General features: G+C 37.9%; 22 protein-coding genes and 1 riboswitch. Of the genes, 4 read left to right on the top strand and 18 right to left on the bottom strand.

Going from position 1 to position 16,994, the window contains the following annotated elements; genetic code table 11:
- Positions 1-2: 2 nt before the first annotated feature.
- The 8 genes from BMZ58_RS02600 to BMZ58_RS02560 form a co-directional block, all read right to left on the bottom strand.
- A complete protein-coding gene (locus BMZ58_RS02600; RefSeq protein WP_083412480.1) occupies positions 3-371 on the bottom strand; it encodes a hypothetical protein in 369 nt (122 codons plus the stop codon).
- A 397-nt stretch (positions 372-768) separates the two neighbouring features.
- The gene (chrA, locus tag BMZ58_RS02595) at positions 769-1,968 is read right to left on the bottom strand and encodes a chromate efflux transporter (protein ID WP_075034972.1); all 1,200 of its coding nucleotides are present in this window, start codon (positions 1,966-1,968) and stop codon (positions 769-771) included.
- A gap of 15 nt (positions 1,969-1,983) precedes the next feature.
- Positions 1,984-2,289: a PadR family transcriptional regulator gene (locus tag BMZ58_RS02590; RefSeq protein ID WP_075034971.1), complete on the bottom strand. Its 306-nt coding sequence runs from the start codon at positions 2,287-2,289 to the stop codon at positions 1,984-1,986.
- 340 nt (positions 2,290-2,629) lie between these two features.
- Positions 2,630-2,887 (bottom strand): SunI/YnzG family protein, encoded by a 258-nt coding sequence (locus BMZ58_RS02585; RefSeq protein ID WP_075034970.1) that lies wholly within the window; start codon positions 2,885-2,887, stop codon positions 2,630-2,632.
- A gap of 191 nt (positions 2,888-3,078) precedes the next feature.
- A complete protein-coding gene (locus tag BMZ58_RS02580) occupies positions 3,079-3,357 on the bottom strand; it encodes a YesK family protein (protein ID WP_075034969.1) in 279 nt (92 codons plus the stop codon).
- A 99-nt stretch (positions 3,358-3,456) separates the two neighbouring features.
- Positions 3,457-3,642, bottom strand: a complete 186-nt coding sequence (locus BMZ58_RS02575) for a glycine zipper domain-containing protein (RefSeq protein ID WP_075034968.1) — start codon at positions 3,640-3,642, stop codon at positions 3,457-3,459.
- A 724-nt stretch (positions 3,643-4,366) separates the two neighbouring features.
- Entirely contained in the window at positions 4,367-4,834 is a 468-nt protein-coding gene (locus tag BMZ58_RS02565) for a GNAT family N-acetyltransferase (RefSeq protein ID WP_075034966.1), read from the bottom strand.
- Positions 4,835-4,953: 119 nt separating this feature from the next.
- A complete protein-coding gene (locus BMZ58_RS02560) occupies positions 4,954-5,628 on the bottom strand; it encodes an HAD family hydrolase (RefSeq protein WP_075034965.1) in 675 nt (224 codons plus the stop codon).
- Between the two features lie 206 nt (positions 5,629-5,834).
- Between BMZ58_RS02560 and BMZ58_RS20955 the strand changes: the two genes are divergently transcribed.
- The 3 genes from BMZ58_RS20955 (at position 5,835) to arr (ending at position 8,082) form a co-directional block, all read left to right on the top strand.
- Positions 5,835-6,002, top strand: coding sequence for a hypothetical protein (locus BMZ58_RS20955; protein WP_167360010.1), 168 nt, complete (start codon positions 5,835-5,837; stop codon positions 6,000-6,002).
- A 173-nt stretch (positions 6,003-6,175) separates the two neighbouring features.
- Positions 6,176-6,280, top strand: a riboswitch (SAM riboswitch).
- Positions 6,281-6,452: 172 nt separating this feature from the next.
- On the top strand, positions 6,453-7,502 hold the full coding sequence (locus BMZ58_RS02555) for a homocysteine S-methyltransferase family protein (protein WP_075034964.1): 1,050 nt from the start codon (positions 6,453-6,455) through the stop codon (positions 7,500-7,502).
- Between the two features lie 163 nt (positions 7,503-7,665).
- Positions 7,666-8,082, top strand: coding sequence for an NAD(+)--rifampin ADP-ribosyltransferase (arr, locus tag BMZ58_RS02550; protein WP_075034963.1), 417 nt, complete (start codon positions 7,666-7,668; stop codon positions 8,080-8,082).
- Positions 8,083-8,549: 467 nt separating this feature from the next.
- On the opposite strand, the gene BMZ58_RS02545 is transcribed toward arr, so the two are convergent.
- The 3 genes from BMZ58_RS02545 to BMZ58_RS20950 form a co-directional block, all read right to left on the bottom strand.
- Positions 8,550-8,879, bottom strand: a complete 330-nt coding sequence (locus tag BMZ58_RS02545) for a DUF4257 domain-containing protein (protein WP_075034962.1) — start codon at positions 8,877-8,879, stop codon at positions 8,550-8,552.
- Between the two features lie 225 nt (positions 8,880-9,104).
- Complete coding sequence (locus BMZ58_RS02540) at positions 9,105-9,383, bottom strand: hypothetical protein (RefSeq protein WP_075034961.1); 279 nt, start codon at positions 9,381-9,383, stop codon at positions 9,105-9,107.
- Positions 9,384-10,092: 709 nt separating this feature from the next.
- The gene (locus BMZ58_RS20950) at positions 10,093-10,266 is read right to left on the bottom strand and encodes a hypothetical protein (RefSeq protein ID WP_167360009.1); all 174 of its coding nucleotides are present in this window, start codon (positions 10,264-10,266) and stop codon (positions 10,093-10,095) included.
- A gap of 148 nt (positions 10,267-10,414) precedes the next feature.
- Between BMZ58_RS20950 and BMZ58_RS02530 the strand changes: the two genes are divergently transcribed.
- Entirely contained in the window at positions 10,415-11,344 is a 930-nt protein-coding gene (locus tag BMZ58_RS02530) for an SDR family oxidoreductase (protein WP_075034960.1), read from the top strand.
- Positions 11,345-11,665: 321 nt separating this feature from the next.
- Here BMZ58_RS02530 and BMZ58_RS02525 read toward each other — a convergent pair whose 3' ends face one another.
- The 7 genes from BMZ58_RS02525 to BMZ58_RS02495 all read right to left on the bottom strand — a co-directional run bounded on the left by BMZ58_RS02525 (position 11,666) and on the right by BMZ58_RS02495 (position 16,991).
- Positions 11,666-11,944, bottom strand: coding sequence for a hypothetical protein (locus tag BMZ58_RS02525; protein WP_075034959.1), 279 nt, complete (start codon positions 11,942-11,944; stop codon positions 11,666-11,668).
- Between the two features lie 241 nt (positions 11,945-12,185).
- Positions 12,186-12,524 (bottom strand): avidin-fold protein, encoded by a 339-nt coding sequence (locus BMZ58_RS02520; RefSeq protein WP_208601391.1) that lies wholly within the window; start codon positions 12,522-12,524, stop codon positions 12,186-12,188.
- Positions 12,525-12,676: 152 nt separating this feature from the next.
- Complete coding sequence (locus BMZ58_RS02515; RefSeq protein WP_075034958.1) at positions 12,677-13,288, bottom strand: FMN-binding negative transcriptional regulator; 612 nt, start codon at positions 13,286-13,288, stop codon at positions 12,677-12,679.
- Positions 13,289-13,304: 16 nt separating this feature from the next.
- Positions 13,305-13,826 carry a spermidine/spermine N(1)-acetyltransferase gene (gene paiA / locus BMZ58_RS02510; protein WP_075034957.1) on the bottom strand — a complete coding sequence of 174 codons (522 nt, stop codon included), beginning with the start codon at positions 13,824-13,826 and terminating at the stop codon, positions 13,305-13,307.
- Positions 13,827-13,851: 25 nt separating this feature from the next.
- On the bottom strand, positions 13,852-14,304 hold the full coding sequence (locus tag BMZ58_RS02505) for a MarR family winged helix-turn-helix transcriptional regulator (protein WP_075034956.1): 453 nt from the start codon (positions 14,302-14,304) through the stop codon (positions 13,852-13,854).
- Positions 14,305-14,707: 403 nt separating this feature from the next.
- A complete protein-coding gene (locus BMZ58_RS02500) occupies positions 14,708-15,646 on the bottom strand; it encodes an Ltp family lipoprotein (RefSeq protein WP_244151472.1) in 939 nt (312 codons plus the stop codon).
- Positions 15,647-15,839: 193 nt separating this feature from the next.
- Positions 15,840-16,991, bottom strand: coding sequence for a saccharopine dehydrogenase family protein (locus BMZ58_RS02495; RefSeq protein WP_075034955.1), 1,152 nt, complete (start codon positions 16,989-16,991; stop codon positions 15,840-15,842).
- Positions 16,992-16,994 lie beyond the last annotated feature (3 nt).

Here is a 16,994-nt window from a genome sequence, read left to right as displayed (position 1 = left end):
ATTTACATTTCCGATATTCCATTAATGAAAATGGCAAATAATAAACTGATTGTTGTTAATCCGGCAACTGGAATGGCAAAGCCTTTGTTGTTTTTAAATTCATATAATGCTGTGACTACTCCTGCTGCACATAACATTAACCATACAGGCATAAAAATAGCATCTGCAATGTTCGTTGGTACTAAAGCGTAACCGCTAGTTAAGAAAAATGCCCAATGCAAAACCAACAAGCCGACTATTACATAAGAAATTTTTCGAGGTGATTTTCCTTTGCCGTTTTTTCTAACAGCTATATTCCGGATAAAAATGGATGTTATTGCAATGATGCCTATACCCAGTAAAAATATTATTGATAATCCAATGATGGCCACTCCCCTTCAAAATTTTTCAAAAAACCTGCATCAGCCTCAGAAAACACCCCATTCAATTAGCTTTATTGTAAAACGCACCTTATTGTTTTTCAATAAATAATTACTATTAAACACCATATCATTGTTGCTTTTCAGTTTTTGAATAAGGGTGAAAAAAAGTATATCTATCCTGAAAGAGATACTTTTTTATTCATACACCAAAAGTTAAAATAGCTAGATAAAAAATAAGTACCCTATTACGAATAAGATCTAAAGGAGACCTGACGGGAAAGTTCTTACCTTGAAGATCATAGAGACTACAAGTAAGCCCCCTATCAATTCTCCTTCGTCCATATATTCCCTTTATAAAAAATTAATGCCCTCACCATGAACGATGAGGGCTCAAATTTTTTCACTTTTAGAAACCTAATAGATTTAGGATATATCCTCCTGCGACACCTAAGATCACTATAAGCCAGGCTGGGGTTTTCCAGATATTCAATAAAGCAAATAAAATAACACCTAAGGCAAAATCAGAAGCCTCAAAAATGGAACTTTCAATGACTGGATCATAGAAGGCAGCCAGTAGGATTCCTACTACGCTGGCATTCACTCCCATTAAAATGCCTTGGAAAGAAGCACGCTTACGCAGTTCACTTAAGAAAGGCAATGCTCCGATAATAAGCAGAAAAGATGGCAGGAAAATAGCTATGGTAGCGACCACTGCACCTGTTACTCCTTCCATCATAGTCCCGAGGTAACTTGAAAAAGTGAATAATGGTCCTGGCACGGCCTGGGCCATACCATAACCTGCTAAGAACGCATCTGGAGACAGAAGGCCTTGAGGGACCAGCTCCCGTTCGATCATGGGCAATACGACATGACCACCACCGAAGACCAAGGAACCAACTCGGAAGAAGATATCAAAAATATTCAATAACGGGTTGTTAACTGCGTTAGTAAGGATAGGCAGTGAAAGGAGAGAAACAGCCAAAATAGTTAACGAGATAATACCTGTCTTCTTCGAGATATTAACAGGGAAAGGTTCAATTTTTGATTCTGCTTTATTCTTAAATATAGTCAGACCTATCATTCCAGCTGCTAAAATAATGATGATCTGTATCCATGCGGAAGGATAGAGCAACATAATGAGAGCAGCCGCAAGAGCAATGGCCATCCTGCTTTTATCCGGTGTCAGTTTTTTACCTAAGCCAATGAGGGCATGTAAAACAACAGCTGCTGCAACCACTTTTAGACTATGGATAAAACCTGCATCATCCAGTGTAAAGCTTTGATAAAGCAAAGCAAAAATGACAAGGACAATAACAGAAGGAAGCGTAAAACCTAAGAAGGAAGTAATCCCCCCGAGAATGCCCCCACGTAATATTCCAATAGAAATTCCAACCTGACTGCTTGCTGGTCCAGGAAGGAATTGACATAATGCTATTAAGTCGGCATAGGTTTTGTCATTCAACCATTTTCGTCGATCGATATATTCATCCTTGAAGTAAGCAAGGTGCGCGACAGGCCCACCAAAAGAAGTCAACCCGAGTTTAGTCGATGCAAGCAGGATTTCCAAAAGGGTTTGTATCTTATTTTTGTTATGCTCTTGACTCAACTTCTTCACCTCTGATCATTTAATTTCCTTAAAGAGTTCATAGGCTTTGGCCCGGGCTTCCTGAAGGACAGAATCTCCCTTTTCAGTAATCCGGTAGTACTTTCTGATTTTTCCATTCACATTTACATCTTCCCTATCAAGAAGTTGATCTTTTTCCATATTGTGAAGGATTGGATATAAAGTTCCAGCACTGATTTCATACCCGTGTTCTTGCAACTCTTCAAGCATCCAGGACCCATAAATAGCTTCTTCTTTCGCATGGTGCAAGATATGAATTTGTATGAACCCTAAGAAAAGTTTTCTTAATACTTTATTATCCAAGTACATGCCTCCTCATTAAGATTATCGATATCGAAATTCAATATTGATTTCCGAAATCATTATAAAACAACCATTTTGGATAAGCAACGCCATCACTGAAAATTTACACTAACTTAACAAAATCACTTCAAATAAACATCTAAATGAACATGAAGATAACAATAAACAGTGCCTTATCTTCGATTCTGATTATATAATTGCACCAACCCTATTTGGTGTGTATCTTACGCACAAAAAAGCACTTCCAATTTTATGGAAGTACCTCTTCATTTCTTACTTATCTCCTAGTGGGATTAGTATGGTGTTGATTAATTATGTATTTTTTTAACAAACGATGTACTTATGAAATCATGCGCTCTATTTTGTTTCTAATTGACGTGTCGTTAGTAAAAAGAATGTAATTCTGTTTTCTTGTTTTTATTACAATCCTTTCCGTCGTAGCATAAGGGTATCCGATTCTCATAGCAGTTTGCTCTTCACCACCATAAGTGTCATCACCTATAACTTCTATGATTTCATTTTTTGGTATCTCAACCTTGCTAAGCTGCCATGAAACGATAATATTTTCGCTACTTTCTTTTACATTTACTCCTATCATAATCAACCCTCCAAAACCTAATTGATTCGGGATTATAAACTTCCTATTACAGGTACGATACTAAACCAAATTCGTTTCAAACTTTCTACACATTCCGGAACTGAGTATCTACAATCCTGTCCAAACATTAAAAAGAGGGCGATCCTTTGTTTCAGAATTGCCCCCCTATAATATATTTATTTTCAGGATATTTAATGATTTTCCGTATTGACTTTCATCTTGACCCCGATTGCAAAAGATATAATAACAAAAATGAGTAAAAAGAAACTCAGAATACCATATGCTGCACCTTCAAATCCCCTGACGTTAACATAACCGTGATAAAAGAGAATGGCAGCAACAATAGTTAAAAAGCATCCAGGCAACATCCTGATAAATCGGGAGAAACCTTTTTTACTGAACCACCACGTAAGCGTTAATACAATTAATCCTGGTAGTAAAGACATTAAGAAAGGTCCATAAAGCATCATCAGAATGTCTCCTTTTTATTAGATTATCCCGTTAATAAGGATAACGTTCATTTTCTTGTCTTAAAAACTCTGTTCTAATTAAGAATGGATACGTATGTGTTATTCTTTTTTAGTTTTATTGGAGTCCATTGCGGTTCCAACAGTTATTCCGAGGACCAAACCTATACCAGCCCCGATTGCCAGGTTATCAAATATGATTAATCCAACCACTGCTCCTAAGGGTAATCCTAAACCAATTCCAATCGCGAGATAAGTATCCCCTGTTGTTTTTTTATTTTTGTTCATCCTTTACCGTCCCCTTTAACGTAACTTGAGACTTATCGACTTGGTATCAGGGTGTTTCGCTTTTAAATCAGCAATCAGCTGCCTTGCATTTTGTTTTTATTGTTTGAATTTATAAATTTTGTGAATAACTATCCCAATGAACACCAAACTGACTAGGAAGAAAAAAACCTTTGTGATTAAGTCATCCGAAGAAGATGGAAAATAAAAAATACTGAATGTTACATAAAAAAGGATCATTCCTACAATATTCACTATTCTATTAACAGTTTCATTTTTGAACATATAGAACCTCCACAATTGAAATACTGTCCTACTATTTGTGAAAATTCCCCCTGAGCCCGTGAGACTGGAATGCAATATAACACCCACATAGTCTTTATAGTGTTCCACCCGTTATGTAATGAATAAAATACCCAGAAGCCCCATTACAATTACCAATTATTTCAAATAAAACCAAAGAACTCAATGGTTTTACATAAAATAAGAAACATACCTTTCCTATAGATAAGCCCCTATAATGGAAGATGATATCGAGATACTTAAACGAGTTTAACTAACACTCTGTTTGTTTAATATGACAAAATCTCCTAAATATTTCTTCTGCTGCAGTATTCGAATTACCTTTTAAAAAAAGACACGTAGCGTTTACGTGTCTTTATCCCTTTAGAATTAAGCATTAAAAGATTTTATACCCCGTTTTTTATAATTCTTTTTTTATAATTCTTTATAAATCCTTTTCTAAACAATAATGTGGTTTTCCTTCAAAAATTACTTCTTTGAACTTATTAAAACCTAACCTATTCCAAAACAATAAGCCTTTCTCATTCTCCTGATGAACTGCCAGGCGTATTTTTTTCTTCCCTTCTTGTCTAATAAGATGTTCTAAACGTTGAAACACTCTAAGAGAATTTCCCGCCCCTTGGAATTGCTTATGAATTACAAATAAACTAATCCAAGGAGTATGATCTGAGGGATTATTTATGCAGTAATCGACTAAACCTATGTAATGTTCTTCTTGCTTGATTAGTAGCCGGGTAGTTTTCAGCTTATTAGATTCTTCATACTCATCAAGTATGTCCTTGTAGTTAATAGTGCTTTTATTTTTGGACATCTTATTATAGGATGGATTTGAATTCATGATTTCTAATTCAATCTTCCATTTATTTATTTCATTAGTTTCAAAGTTTATCACTTTCTCGCACCTTCTCACCTTCACTTTATTAATCAATGCTGCTTGATATTAGTATAGTACAGGGCGGATGCTTGCTCCGCAAAATGTCCCGTTACATGATGAACCTAAAACAAGATAATTTAAGTGGAAACAGAAGTTAACTGTTGAATTATTTTTGGTATTTCATCTAATTCATCAATCACATAGTCTGCTTCGACTGCATTCCATTGATGATCCCTTTTCCATATACCTATCATTCCGACATCTTGTGCTGCCTTCACATCTTTCACTGGGTGGTCTCCTATGAACACACATTCTTCCGGATGCACTCTGAGTCTTTCTGATGCTCTTTTAAAAATGGCTGGATCAGGCTTTTTAACCCCTTCCCAATCTGATATAAGAATAGTGTTTATGTAGCTGTCCATCTCCAAAGCCTTTATATTATCCATTTGAAACTGACCTTTTCCATTAGTTATCATTCCGACAAGAAAGTTATCCTGTTTCAATTTCTTCAGCGTTTCCAAGTGTTTAGGGAACGGTACGCAGTGTTCCTTAAAGTAAGTTAAATAATCCTCTAGTAATTCCTCCCACGTAATTTCCTGAATAAAATATTCTTTTATTAATTGTTTATAAACCTTGTCCTTCCACACATATCCACGTTTATCTAGTTCGATGAACCTTCGTATATACTCTTCTTTAGAAATATGACAAAGCCACTTATGCAGTCGCTCATATTGTTCGGCTATAAAAACCTTTACTGATTCATCTCGGTTCAATAATGTCCCATCTAAATCAAAAACAATTGCTTTAATAATAGGAAATCCCCCTATCGACTTTATTTTATGATTTATACACTCGGAAACTTAGGAAAAAATGCTACCAATTTGTTGATAACTTGATTTAATGACATTTCTTTACGAATCTTTAACTAGACCATCCCTTAATTAAACTTGTATTAAATCGATTCAAACCGAATCATTATTTCAAATACACCTTCTCTAATAATTAAGGAGCGATCCCTATGTACAAAAATCACCCAGATCCTTTAAGCTTTCAATTCAATACATATTATAACAGCCATTCAATTAACAACGCCTTATTAAATGCAGCATCAAAATCATTTATTAAAGTTCTTGAGCCAGGGACCATTCAGTGGTTAGTCAATACTCCTGCAGGCACCCTCAAATGAATCATCATCAACCCTGGAACTTTTTCTGAAAATTCCATTGATTCTTAATTCATTTTCCTGTATTGTAAATCGCAAGCGAAATAATAAACAGCTGAATTTCAACAAGGATGTCCAAATCGATTCTTGATTAAGTAAAGTGTTCAACTGTTTTTCCAAAAACCACATAATAGTAAAACTTATCCAGAGAGGTGTAGGGACTGGCCCTTTGATACCTCAGCAACCAGCAATTGGCACGGTGCTAAATCCAGAAGGTAGTAGTTATACCTTGAAGATAAGGAGACTCTTTATACATAAAGGACCCCTTATCCAAGGAGGTCCTTTATTTTTTTCAGATTGATCACTAGTTTTGAAACGATCAAACCCGTACCAGCGAAAGTCAGCTTGTCCCTGTAAAAAGGGCATTAGCTTTCTAATAAAATATTATTCATTATGGAAAGGTTGTTGAATGAAATGAAAAGATCATTAGAACAAAGATTACAGGATGGACCCGTTATTTGTGGAGAAGGTTACTTATTTGAGCTGGAACGCCGTGGCTATTTACAGGCCGGGTCCTTTGTACCTGAAGTAGCCCTGGATAACCCTCAGGCACTAAAACAGACGTATCGTGACTATATGCTCGCAGGCTCCGACGTTGTCTTAGCCTTCACCTATAACGGCCACCGCGAAAAAATGAGGATCATCGGTAAAGAAGATTTATTAGAGCCGCTTAACCGCCAGGCCATCCGTCTAGCCAAAGAGGTTGCCCAGGAGCACCCTGAGGAAGAAGCACTCGTAGCTGGGAACGTTTCCAACACGAACCTGTTCAACCCGGATGATCCAGAATCCATCGAAAAAACAAGGAGCATGTTTGCAGAGATGATCGGCTGGTGCAAGGAAGAAGGCGTAGACTTTGTGAACGGCGAAACCTTCTATTATTATGAAGAAGCGCTGATCGCTCTGGAAGAAATCCAAAAACAAGACCTCCCTGCCGTGATCACATTCGGTCTGATGGGAGAAAATATTCTGCGAGATGGCTACGAAGTAGAAGAAGCCTGCCGCTTGTTAGAAGAGAAAGGTGCGCTTGTTGTGGGGATGAACTGTTTCCGCGGACCAGCAACGATGCAGCCCTATGTGGAGAGAATCCGTCATACGGTGGACGGTTATGTAGGTGCCCTTCCGATTCCTTACCGTACAACGGAAGAACACCCTACCTTCTTCAACCTGCCGGACGGAGGCTGTGCTTGTACACTTCCAACGGAAACAACATTCCCAACATCTTTGGATCCGCTTTACACGAACCGTTATGAGCTTGCGGAGTGGGCGAAAGAAGCGCACGGTATTGGCGTGAACTACCTGGGACTCTGCTGTGGAGCTTCTCCGGCTATGCTTCGTGAAGTAGCCGAAACCGTCGGCCGTACAGCTGTAAACTCTACGTATTCCCCGAATATGGAAAAACACTTCCTGTTCGGCAGTGACGAAACGCTGCAGGATCACAATACATCCTATAAGACGAAAGCATAAGTGAAAACGCCTGTCCCTAAATACGGACAGGCGTTTTTCAAAGCTTCGATATCCTTCTCTCTACTTTCATTATACTCCTGATTATAAATTATTCATAGACTACTCTTTCTGTAGTTCCTGCCCTATACTGTTATATACAAATCTAAATATATGGGGTGAAAGTATGAGTGATAAAAAAGAGGTCTTAGATAAAGGTCCTTTCTTTCATGGTACTAAAGCAGAACTGAAAATTGGTGATCTATTAAAACCGCAGCACTTATCAAATTACCAGGATAAAAAATCCAACTATATTTATTTCACTGCAACATTAGATGCTGCTAAATGGGGGGCTGAATTAGCAACATCTAAGTCAAAAGAGAGAATTTACATTGTGGAACCAATAGGGGATTTTGAAGACGATCCGAACTTAACGGATAAAAAATTCCCTGGAAACCCGACACGCTCTTATAGATCTACATCACCTTTGAAAATAGTAGCTGAATTAAGGACATGGGAAAGACATTCCGATGAAGAAATAAATCATATGCTTACATCTCTAAAAAAGTTACGGGAACAAGGAAAAGCTGTAATATACGATTGACTCTCAACATCCATAAAATGTTGACTCAGAACAATTTTACCATTGGCTTCCGTTCCCACTCCGGAACACACAAAGATAAAAACTTAAGCGTCGCCTCCAATGAGTCTACACATACTCGCTCAATAAAAGGCGACTATTCCAGTTGAATAATCACCTCCTATTATGGAAAAAGGAGTGCTCAGCCACAACTTCCGTATCTTATAAAATCTATAATTAATAGCATGGCTAATGTAAAAAAGCAGATTGTCCCGTTTAAAGTTGAGCATTAACAAACTAACTCTCGCTATTACTTTTTCGACTTTGAACAGATGTTTCCATATGTATTCTCTTTGAGGACCATTTGTTTTTCATTTATATTACCTTTTTTCACAGGTCAAATAACCCTCTTAGTCAAGCATTATTCCCGACTAGAGGATTTGAGAGGAAATCAATGGTGAAGAAAAAATAAGGATTGGAGCAGAAAAAATTCATTTAAATCTCTTGTTGATACGATCCAATCCTTCTACCTTCGCCTTTTCTATATTCAATTCCCTTTTTAATAAAACATTTTCTGCTGTCATCCCCGCTAATATAGAAATTCCAATAAGCGTTCTTAATACCTCAGGCTCAGGGATTATATAAGTAACGGCGAAAACTGAAGCTGCCGCCCCAATAAGGAAGTCAGCCAGGAACCCTAAATAAATCCCTTTGGGGCGGGCTCTTTTTTTAGGGAAGATCAGTACTTTTCCATTTCTCATTAAATGAGAGACAATGCCTGTAATCCCTCCAATACACCCAGCAATAATTAGCGTATTCATAAGAAATTTTCCCCCTAGACTAAAAGAAGCGGCAGTTGGTGGAAACTTAGAAACATAAACTACTATGCACTAAATCCTCAACCAAGCTCGCCGCTCCGTTTAAGTCCATTATTTTATTCAGAGACAAGTGTCCCACTATAATGAACACCGTATCTTTAGTTTACACTATTATTATCAGAAAATAAATACTATTTTGCAAAATACTGTATGCATTAACAACTTATGTCAGCTTAGACGGTGGATTTTATTTAACCATTCATGGATCTGACCTTCATAATAGCTGACTTCTCTTATTGACGTAGAATCAAGTAATCCTTTTCTCAACCGTTGATACTCTTCTAATTCGGACGTCGGTAAGGATAGCTCGTTGCTTGATGGAAGATTGTCTAAGTACAGTTGTATTTCGAAAAAATAATAGCGGATTTCCTCTATCGATTCAGCATTTTTAAAGGAATTCATCAGATCTTCATAGGTGTCTTTTTCTTTTTCGTCCATCATGATCAATCATCGGCACCTCCTCTGGATTCTTACTGAACGGGCCCATAACACGGAAATGAAAATACTACGAAAAAGCAAGATTCCCTTCTAAAACCAAATGTATTTTGTTTTGAACACCGATTTATACTTCATACCCATTATACAAGATTATCTAACGGATATTGTTAGTTCCTCATCATTTATATAAATTTTTCACACTTTTAATAACAAGTCGTGACATCACAATTATTAATTTTGTTGTTGGTTTTTGCTTATTTATCTTTACCCTTATATAGCATATAATATTGCCGTTTCAAGTTTACAAAGAAGTGTAATAAAATCCACGCTCCTATTTCATTCGATCTTTAAAAGAGAAGCTTATATGGTGGATAATTTGTTCTTCCTAAAAATGTTTGCAAAACATAAATATTTTTAGGATTTATTGGAACTTTATTTGACTTAATTTCACCTTCCTTTTAGAAATATAAAAGGCCAACCCCAGTGGTTGACCATTAACCATTTAATTGATTTTTAAAGAACAATGCCATTTCTAACTAGTCTTCACGGGCTTCGAAAATTGTCAGTTCTTTACCAACTGCGATCCCGAATTCGATATAGTTATCCCCTTCAGCAGCTATCAGATTTTCACACACCAACGTCTGATTCACTTTTGAATGTTGACCTCACAAATTTTTCATCACTGGGTACATTCCCGCTAATATTCCTATCCCTCCGATTAAGTTAAAGGGAAATATTGTTCGTATCTTGGATTGCAATAATAGGGAGGTCTTGGTCCTATTTTGGGCATCGAACAGGTATTTGGGTTGGCATCGTATAACACTTGAACTTTTTCATCTGAATGACCGACTAACAGCAACTTCACTTCTGGATTGTATTGAAAACTTTGCATGATCACCCTCCTAAAGGTTATTTATCTTACCATATTCAACTGTCGGGAGTTGGAGCCCGTACAAGCAGCTTTCATTTTTATTCCTTGGCACTACTTAAGCCTATCTTACATAAAGTAACTTGGAGTTCGATTTATAGGAGGAGTGTCTATGTCAAAAGATGACTTGAATAATCCCACTAATAACAGTTATCCAATGTATCCCAACTATGGTAAGATAACTCGTTATGAAGACGTTCCACTAACTGTTCCTGAACAACGTCAGCTTCGCCAGCCTGGTGTAGAGAGATTGATGGCACCCAGGCCAATCATTGAAAACCCTAATGAGAAAGGATCCGGAAAATTAGAAGGAAAAGTCGCATTAATTACAGGAGGTGACAGTGGGATTGGTGCAGCCGTCGCCATTTCTTTTGCTAAAGAAGGGGCAGATATAGCTATCTCTTATTTAAACGAACAAGAGGACGCAGAGCGCACAAAAAGGAGGATTGAAGAGCTTGGACAACGATGCTTATTACTTCCAGGTGACTTGAGAGAAAAAAAGCAATGTATCCATATCGTAGAGAAAACCTTTCAAACATACGGGCAACTTGATATTCTATGTAACCATGTAGGAATCCAGTTTCAACAATTAAGTTTACTGGATATCACGGATGAACAATTTGATGATACATTCAAGGTCAACATCTATTCCCATTTTTATACCACCCGGGCAGCCCTTTCCTATTTAAAAGCAGGAAGTTCCATAATTAATACAGCTTCCGTAGTGGCATATATTGGGAATAAGCAATTAATTGATTACACATCGACTAAAGCAGCTAATGTTGGTTTCACCCGTGCTTTAGCAAATAACCTTGTAGATAAAGGAATCCGAGTAAATGCAGTTGCTCCTGGAAGGGTATGGACCCCTCTCATTCCAGCAAGTTTTTCTGCAGATCAGGTTCCACTAGTAGAAAATCCGATGCAACGTCAAGGGCAACCGTTTGAAATTGCACCTACTTATGTTTACTTAGCCTCCAATGATTCACGTTTCGTCACTGGTCAAACGCTTCATGTGAACGGAGGGGAATGGACTTCTTCCTAACATTAGCATAGCTTGTGGTAACCTTTTTACATGAGCTATCCAGCATAATATCTCATGGGTGAACCTTCAAGGAACATTATTAGGAAGATGTCTCCGTAAGCTTGGGGAAGACTCTTGTACTTCCCCTAATCCATGCAAACCAAAATGAAGTGTCTTATTAGGAGAACATAAATTCCCTATTTATCTTGAAACAAAAATAGATTTTTAGACTTTTTCTAAGTTACAGAGTTACATAAATGAACACCTTACCTATAGTTTCCATTATTATCAGAAAATAAATACTATCTTTTTGCAAAGTACTGGATGCATTAACAACTTATGTCAGCTTAGAGGGTGGATTTTATTTAACCATTCATGGATCTGACCTTCATAATAGCTGACTTCTCTTACTGACGTAGAATCAAGTAATCCTTTTCTCAACCGTTGATACTCTTCCAATTGAGACGTCGGTATGGATAGCCCATTGGTTGATGGAAGATTGTCTAAGTACAGTTGTATTTCGAAAAAATAATAGCGGATTTCCTCTATCGATTCAGCATTTTTAAAGGAATTCATCAGATCTTCATAGGTGTCTTTTTCATTTTCGTCCATCATGATCAATCATCGGCACCTCCTCTGGCTTCTTGCTGAACGGGCCCATAATCCTGAAAAGAAAATACTACGAAAAAGCAAGATTTCCTTCTAAAACTAGATGTATTTTGTTTTGAACACTGATTTATACTTCATACCCATTATACAAGATTATCTAACGGATATTGTTAGTTCCTAATCATTTATATAAATTTTTCACACTTTTAAGCTTAGGAAGTTTATGAAACCATCCCACACGCTTACAACGATCTTAAACTTCTCTAATTATCGATTTTCCTTTGGTTTGATTTTTATCAAGCCATTGCCACTCTTCATGAAGTTCAATTTTCCCCGTAGTGGTCTTATGTGGAACAGATTTGCATTTCCCTCCTCTAATTTCGTTTGACTTGTTCACATGGTTATATCGGAATTCTAAAGTGTCATCGTTATGTACGATCCCTACTAACTTTCCTTTGACTATCTCTCCCCCGGAATAATCAGCATAGAGGATATTTCCTTCTTGATAGTAGTCAAAATATGTTTTGGAAGAGACCTCACCACTTTCCGTATTCTCCACTGAAACAAATTGGCGATTATTATAATTAATCATTTTATATCCCTCCTTGAAATGTAAGTTGAAATGTTATCACACAATTCAGAAAAAAAACAAAAGGAAGAGAGCCACTATTTATGAATCGCTCCCTATCCTCTATGACTCGACTACAACATATAAACATATAAATCATTGAAACATAGAAACGCTCAATCAGTTTTTCTAGCTTTCATCACTTCCGCTAACTGTTGCGAGTGTAAGTCTTCCTCCTTATATAATTTGTCAATGATGTTGTCATAGTCCTCTTCCTTGCGATTTTGACTCAACTTATATGCTGCTTGAATTTCTTGCACTTTTACTTCGAATCCAATAATACCTTTGATTCGCTTTTTAGTTTTTGGGCTGAAGTACTCCCATAACGCTGCGTTTTCACGGTGTTGTTCATATTTTTGCAATAGAGATTTCAAGTCTTCCTGCAATTCCTGATCACTCATAAGACTAGCCGCTCCATATACATGGACAGCTTGATAATTCCATGTGGGCACATTTTCAGACTGGTACCACGAGGATGAAATGTAAGCATGCGGGCCTTGAAACATAATAAGAACAGGATCTTCCCCGAAAGTTTTCCACTGGGGATTCGCATAAGCCAAATGCCCAGTGAGAAAGTAGTCATCCCCTCGCTTATGTAACTGCAAAGGTAAGTGAGTCGATATCGGCTTTCCTTGTTCTGTTGATACGATTGTTCCAAAAGAGTTCTTCTGTATAAAATCTTTGATTTCATCGAAGTCTGTGACTTTAAAATGTTTTGGGATATACATCTCATCACCTCTTTAGTTAATATTGGAGTCTTTTCACCATGATTAAATCCGTTTGTTCTTCGTCCCCCATATAAAAAGTGTGCGATCCTGTTTGCACAAACCCCAATCTCTTGTAGAAAGAAATGGCATTTTCATTTTTTTCCCATACACCCAGCCAGATTTCCTTTTTATTCTGTTCCATAGCAATATCCATAGCTTTGTTAAAAAGATATTTACCAAGTCCATGCTTTTGAAAATGATTTATAATGTAAATCCGCTCGATTTCAAGGGAGCCATCATCCATTTCTTCCGACTGGGCATCCCCCATATTAACTTTTAAATATCCAGCGATTTCCTCATTAAAAGAAACAAAAAAGAATTGTGAGGAAGGGTTGGATAACTCTTTTTCGACTTGCTTTATATTAAATGCCTCTTCCAAATAGGCGTTCATATTTTCTGGAGAATTCTGATCCTCAAATGTCTCCTTGAATGTTTTATAACCAATTTCTTGAAGTTTCAGGGAATCTTCCAAAGTACATCTTTTCAAATTTATACCCATATAATCCTTTAGCTCCTTTCTATATTCAATAACTTCTCTTGTTTCCTTTTTTAACGAATTCCCAGTCTTTTTCTACATTCCTTCTTACTCTTTGGAGAAGATCAAGAATGGTTTCTATTTCTTCTTCGGTGAAACCCTCTAACGCAACAGCATTGGAATGATCATTCTCTCTCTTAATAAAAGGAAAAATCTTCTTTCCCTTCTCTGTTGGATAGAGTTTTTTTATCTTTTTGTTATGTTCGTCTTCTTTTTTCTCAATAAAGCCATTCATTTCAAGTTTCTTAATAGAACGAGCTGCAGTGGTACGATCTACTTTTATCAGCTCAGCTACTTTTTCTTGAATGATGCCTGGGCTTTCACAAATGCGCACAAGATATAAATATTGGCCTCTAGTGAGGTCATATTCTTTGAATTCGATATTACTTATTGAATCTAAAGCTCTTGCTATCATTCCAATTTCACGAAGTATTTCCTTCATATTAAGCTCCTTGAAAAATATTTTTAGTTGCAAATACAACATAAATTACCATATACTTAATTTAACTTAATATTATTGTATTTGCAACAAAAATATCAATTAAATGAATGAGAAGTACTTCTTGTATGTATTAGAATCCTGCAATTAAACTCTCAGTGCTTTTACGGTAAAGTTTGAGCTTGGGAGACGGCCTTTTTGCCAGGACTGTCCATCCATGCAGGTTTTACTGTAGGAAGTTTGGAAATAGCCATTACTTTTATACATTGGATGTAATTCCTTTCTAGAAAAGACAAAAACCCGTAGTTTCGGAATTGTGCACAGCAATTTTAACGGTGATGAGTATCGCTCTGTGCTAAAATATAAATAAAGGGAGCAGCAAATAAATGACTGCTCCCTTTATCTATCACAAACCAACCTGATCTACAGCGTAGGTTGCATCTTCTGTGCTGTATCCTTCATACTTTAATTGGTCGATTAAACCTTGTCTTGAAAAGGAAGTGTAATCAAGATAATCCTGTGCCGCCATTACCGCCTGTTCTTTCCAATCTACCGTAATATTTTCGACAGCGTACGCTGCATCTTCTAAACGGAACCCCTCAAACTCTAATTGTTCGATCAAGCCTGTTTTAGAGAAAGCCGTGTAATCAACATAGTCTTGTGCCGCATTAACCGCCTGTTCTTTCCAATCTACCGTAATATTCTCGACAGCGTATGCTGCATCCTCTGAATGGAACCCTTCATACTCTAATTGTTCGATCAAACCTGTTTTGGAGAAGGCCGTGTAATCAAGATAGTCTTGAGCCATTTTAACCGCTTGTTCCTGGGACACCGTCAGGCTCTTTTCTTGAGCTTCCATAGCTTTCTGTTCTTCTTCTTTCTTCGCCTGTTCTTCAGCTTCTTTGACTTCTTGCTCTTTCTTCGCCTGTTCCTCTGCCTCTTTCGCTTCTTGTTCTTCTTGCTCTTTCTTCGCCTGTTCCTCTGCCTCTTTCGCTTCTTGTTCTTCTTGCTCTTTCTTTGCCTGTTCCTCAGCCTCTTCCGCTTCTTGCTCTTCTTGCTCTTTCTGTACTTCTTCTTCAGCTTTTTTAGCTTCCTCTTCCTGCTTTGATTTCTCTTCCGCCTCTTCATCTTCTGAAGAGGCTTTAGTTGCAGCTTCTTCCGCAACAGGTGCTTCTTCAACCATGGATCCCAAAATCAGTGCTAAAACTAAAAATGCGAACAGGCATCCACCTGACATAGCAAAGTTCTTGCCCCTGTTACCCTTACCTTTCACGAAGGCTAAGACGACAAAGGCTAACATACCTGCCAAAGCCATTAACATTAAGATCATTAAAAATGTTTCCACTGATTGATCTCCCCTTATTAAGTTTTTTGGTTCCTGCCTCCATCCCGTTACCGCTTTAGCAGTGCACTTTATATCAACTTTCTATATATATCTACTCCTTGTCTTGGACTATGAAAGGAAAAAGAAATTTTATAACGAAAAACAGGAAGCTGAACGAGTTGTCCTGCTTCCTGTTTAAGTGTCATGCCCAATTCTATCCATCTATGTGTTCGTTGATGACCACTCCTCGTTTTTTCATCTCATCGATATATATGTGACCAGCTACGATTTGCTCCGGCGGGCATACACCACGTTTCGCAATGTGCCCTGCCCCAATCATTTGCGCCACTACAGAGATAGTGTTCGCAGTTGCCCGGGCCATCGCGGTTACGTTGGTCGTACGATCTTTGTATGTGATCATTTCGTACTGATAGGTTCTTCTGGCCCCTTCTGCTTCCCCTCCGACAATGACTCGTAATAAAACGGCATCATCTTTTTCTTTCAGCTGTAAGATCGGGTCAATGCTTTTCAACAGGACATCTCTCGTCTTCACTTTCACTCCATCAACCTCGACAACCTTATCAGCACCAGTCAAGTTCAAGTCGACGAGCAGTTTCATTTTCTTCGCATGTCCCGGATAGCGGATCGTTTTATATTCCAGTGTATCAATCGATGGGTAGGACTTCAGTAATGTCGAAGTACCTCCCGATGTATGGAAAGCTTCCAGTGGACCGAAGCGCTCAAAATAAATGTTTTCCGTCTCTGTCAATGATTCCACTTCTTGAAGTCTTCCCTCTCGAATGATCATAGAGGGATCTGAATAATGATCGAGCAAACCTTCCATCGAAAAGACATGATTATATTCAAGCGGCGGCTCCGGACGGACAGGAATACCCCCGACAAATAGACGGATCGAATCTAGTTTATCAAGCTTACTTGCACCATAGCCGGAAAGGATGTTGATCATTCCCGGAGCTACGCCGAGATCAGGGATGACGGTCACGCCAGCTGCTTTCGCTTCTTCATCCAGTTCAAGCACTTTGTCTGTGATATGACCGATGTGCCCCCCGAGATCTACGGAATGGACCCCTTCCCTAATGGCTGTTTTGGCGACGATTTCGTTGAATGAATAAAACAAAGCGTTGATGACGACATCATACTGCCTGATGAATTTGGCAAGTTCCTTCTGATTACCTGCATTGACTTTATACCCTTGAATCTTTGGTGAACCGAGTGACTGACAAACTTGATTCGCTCGCGCTTCGTCAATATCTGCCAGACCGACCTTCTCTACTCCCGGACTATGGACTAAATCACGAGCCGCTTCCTTCCCCATTAAGCCAGACCCTAGTACAGCTACTTTCATCGT

The organism is Halobacillus dabanensis, from assembly GCF_900114165.1.
Taxonomy (GTDB): Bacteria; Bacillota; Bacilli; order Bacillales; family Halobacillaceae; genus Halobacillus; species Halobacillus dabanensis.
The sequence above is the reverse complement of the archived record's forward strand: the minus strand, read 5'-3'. Positions and strand labels throughout refer to the sequence as shown.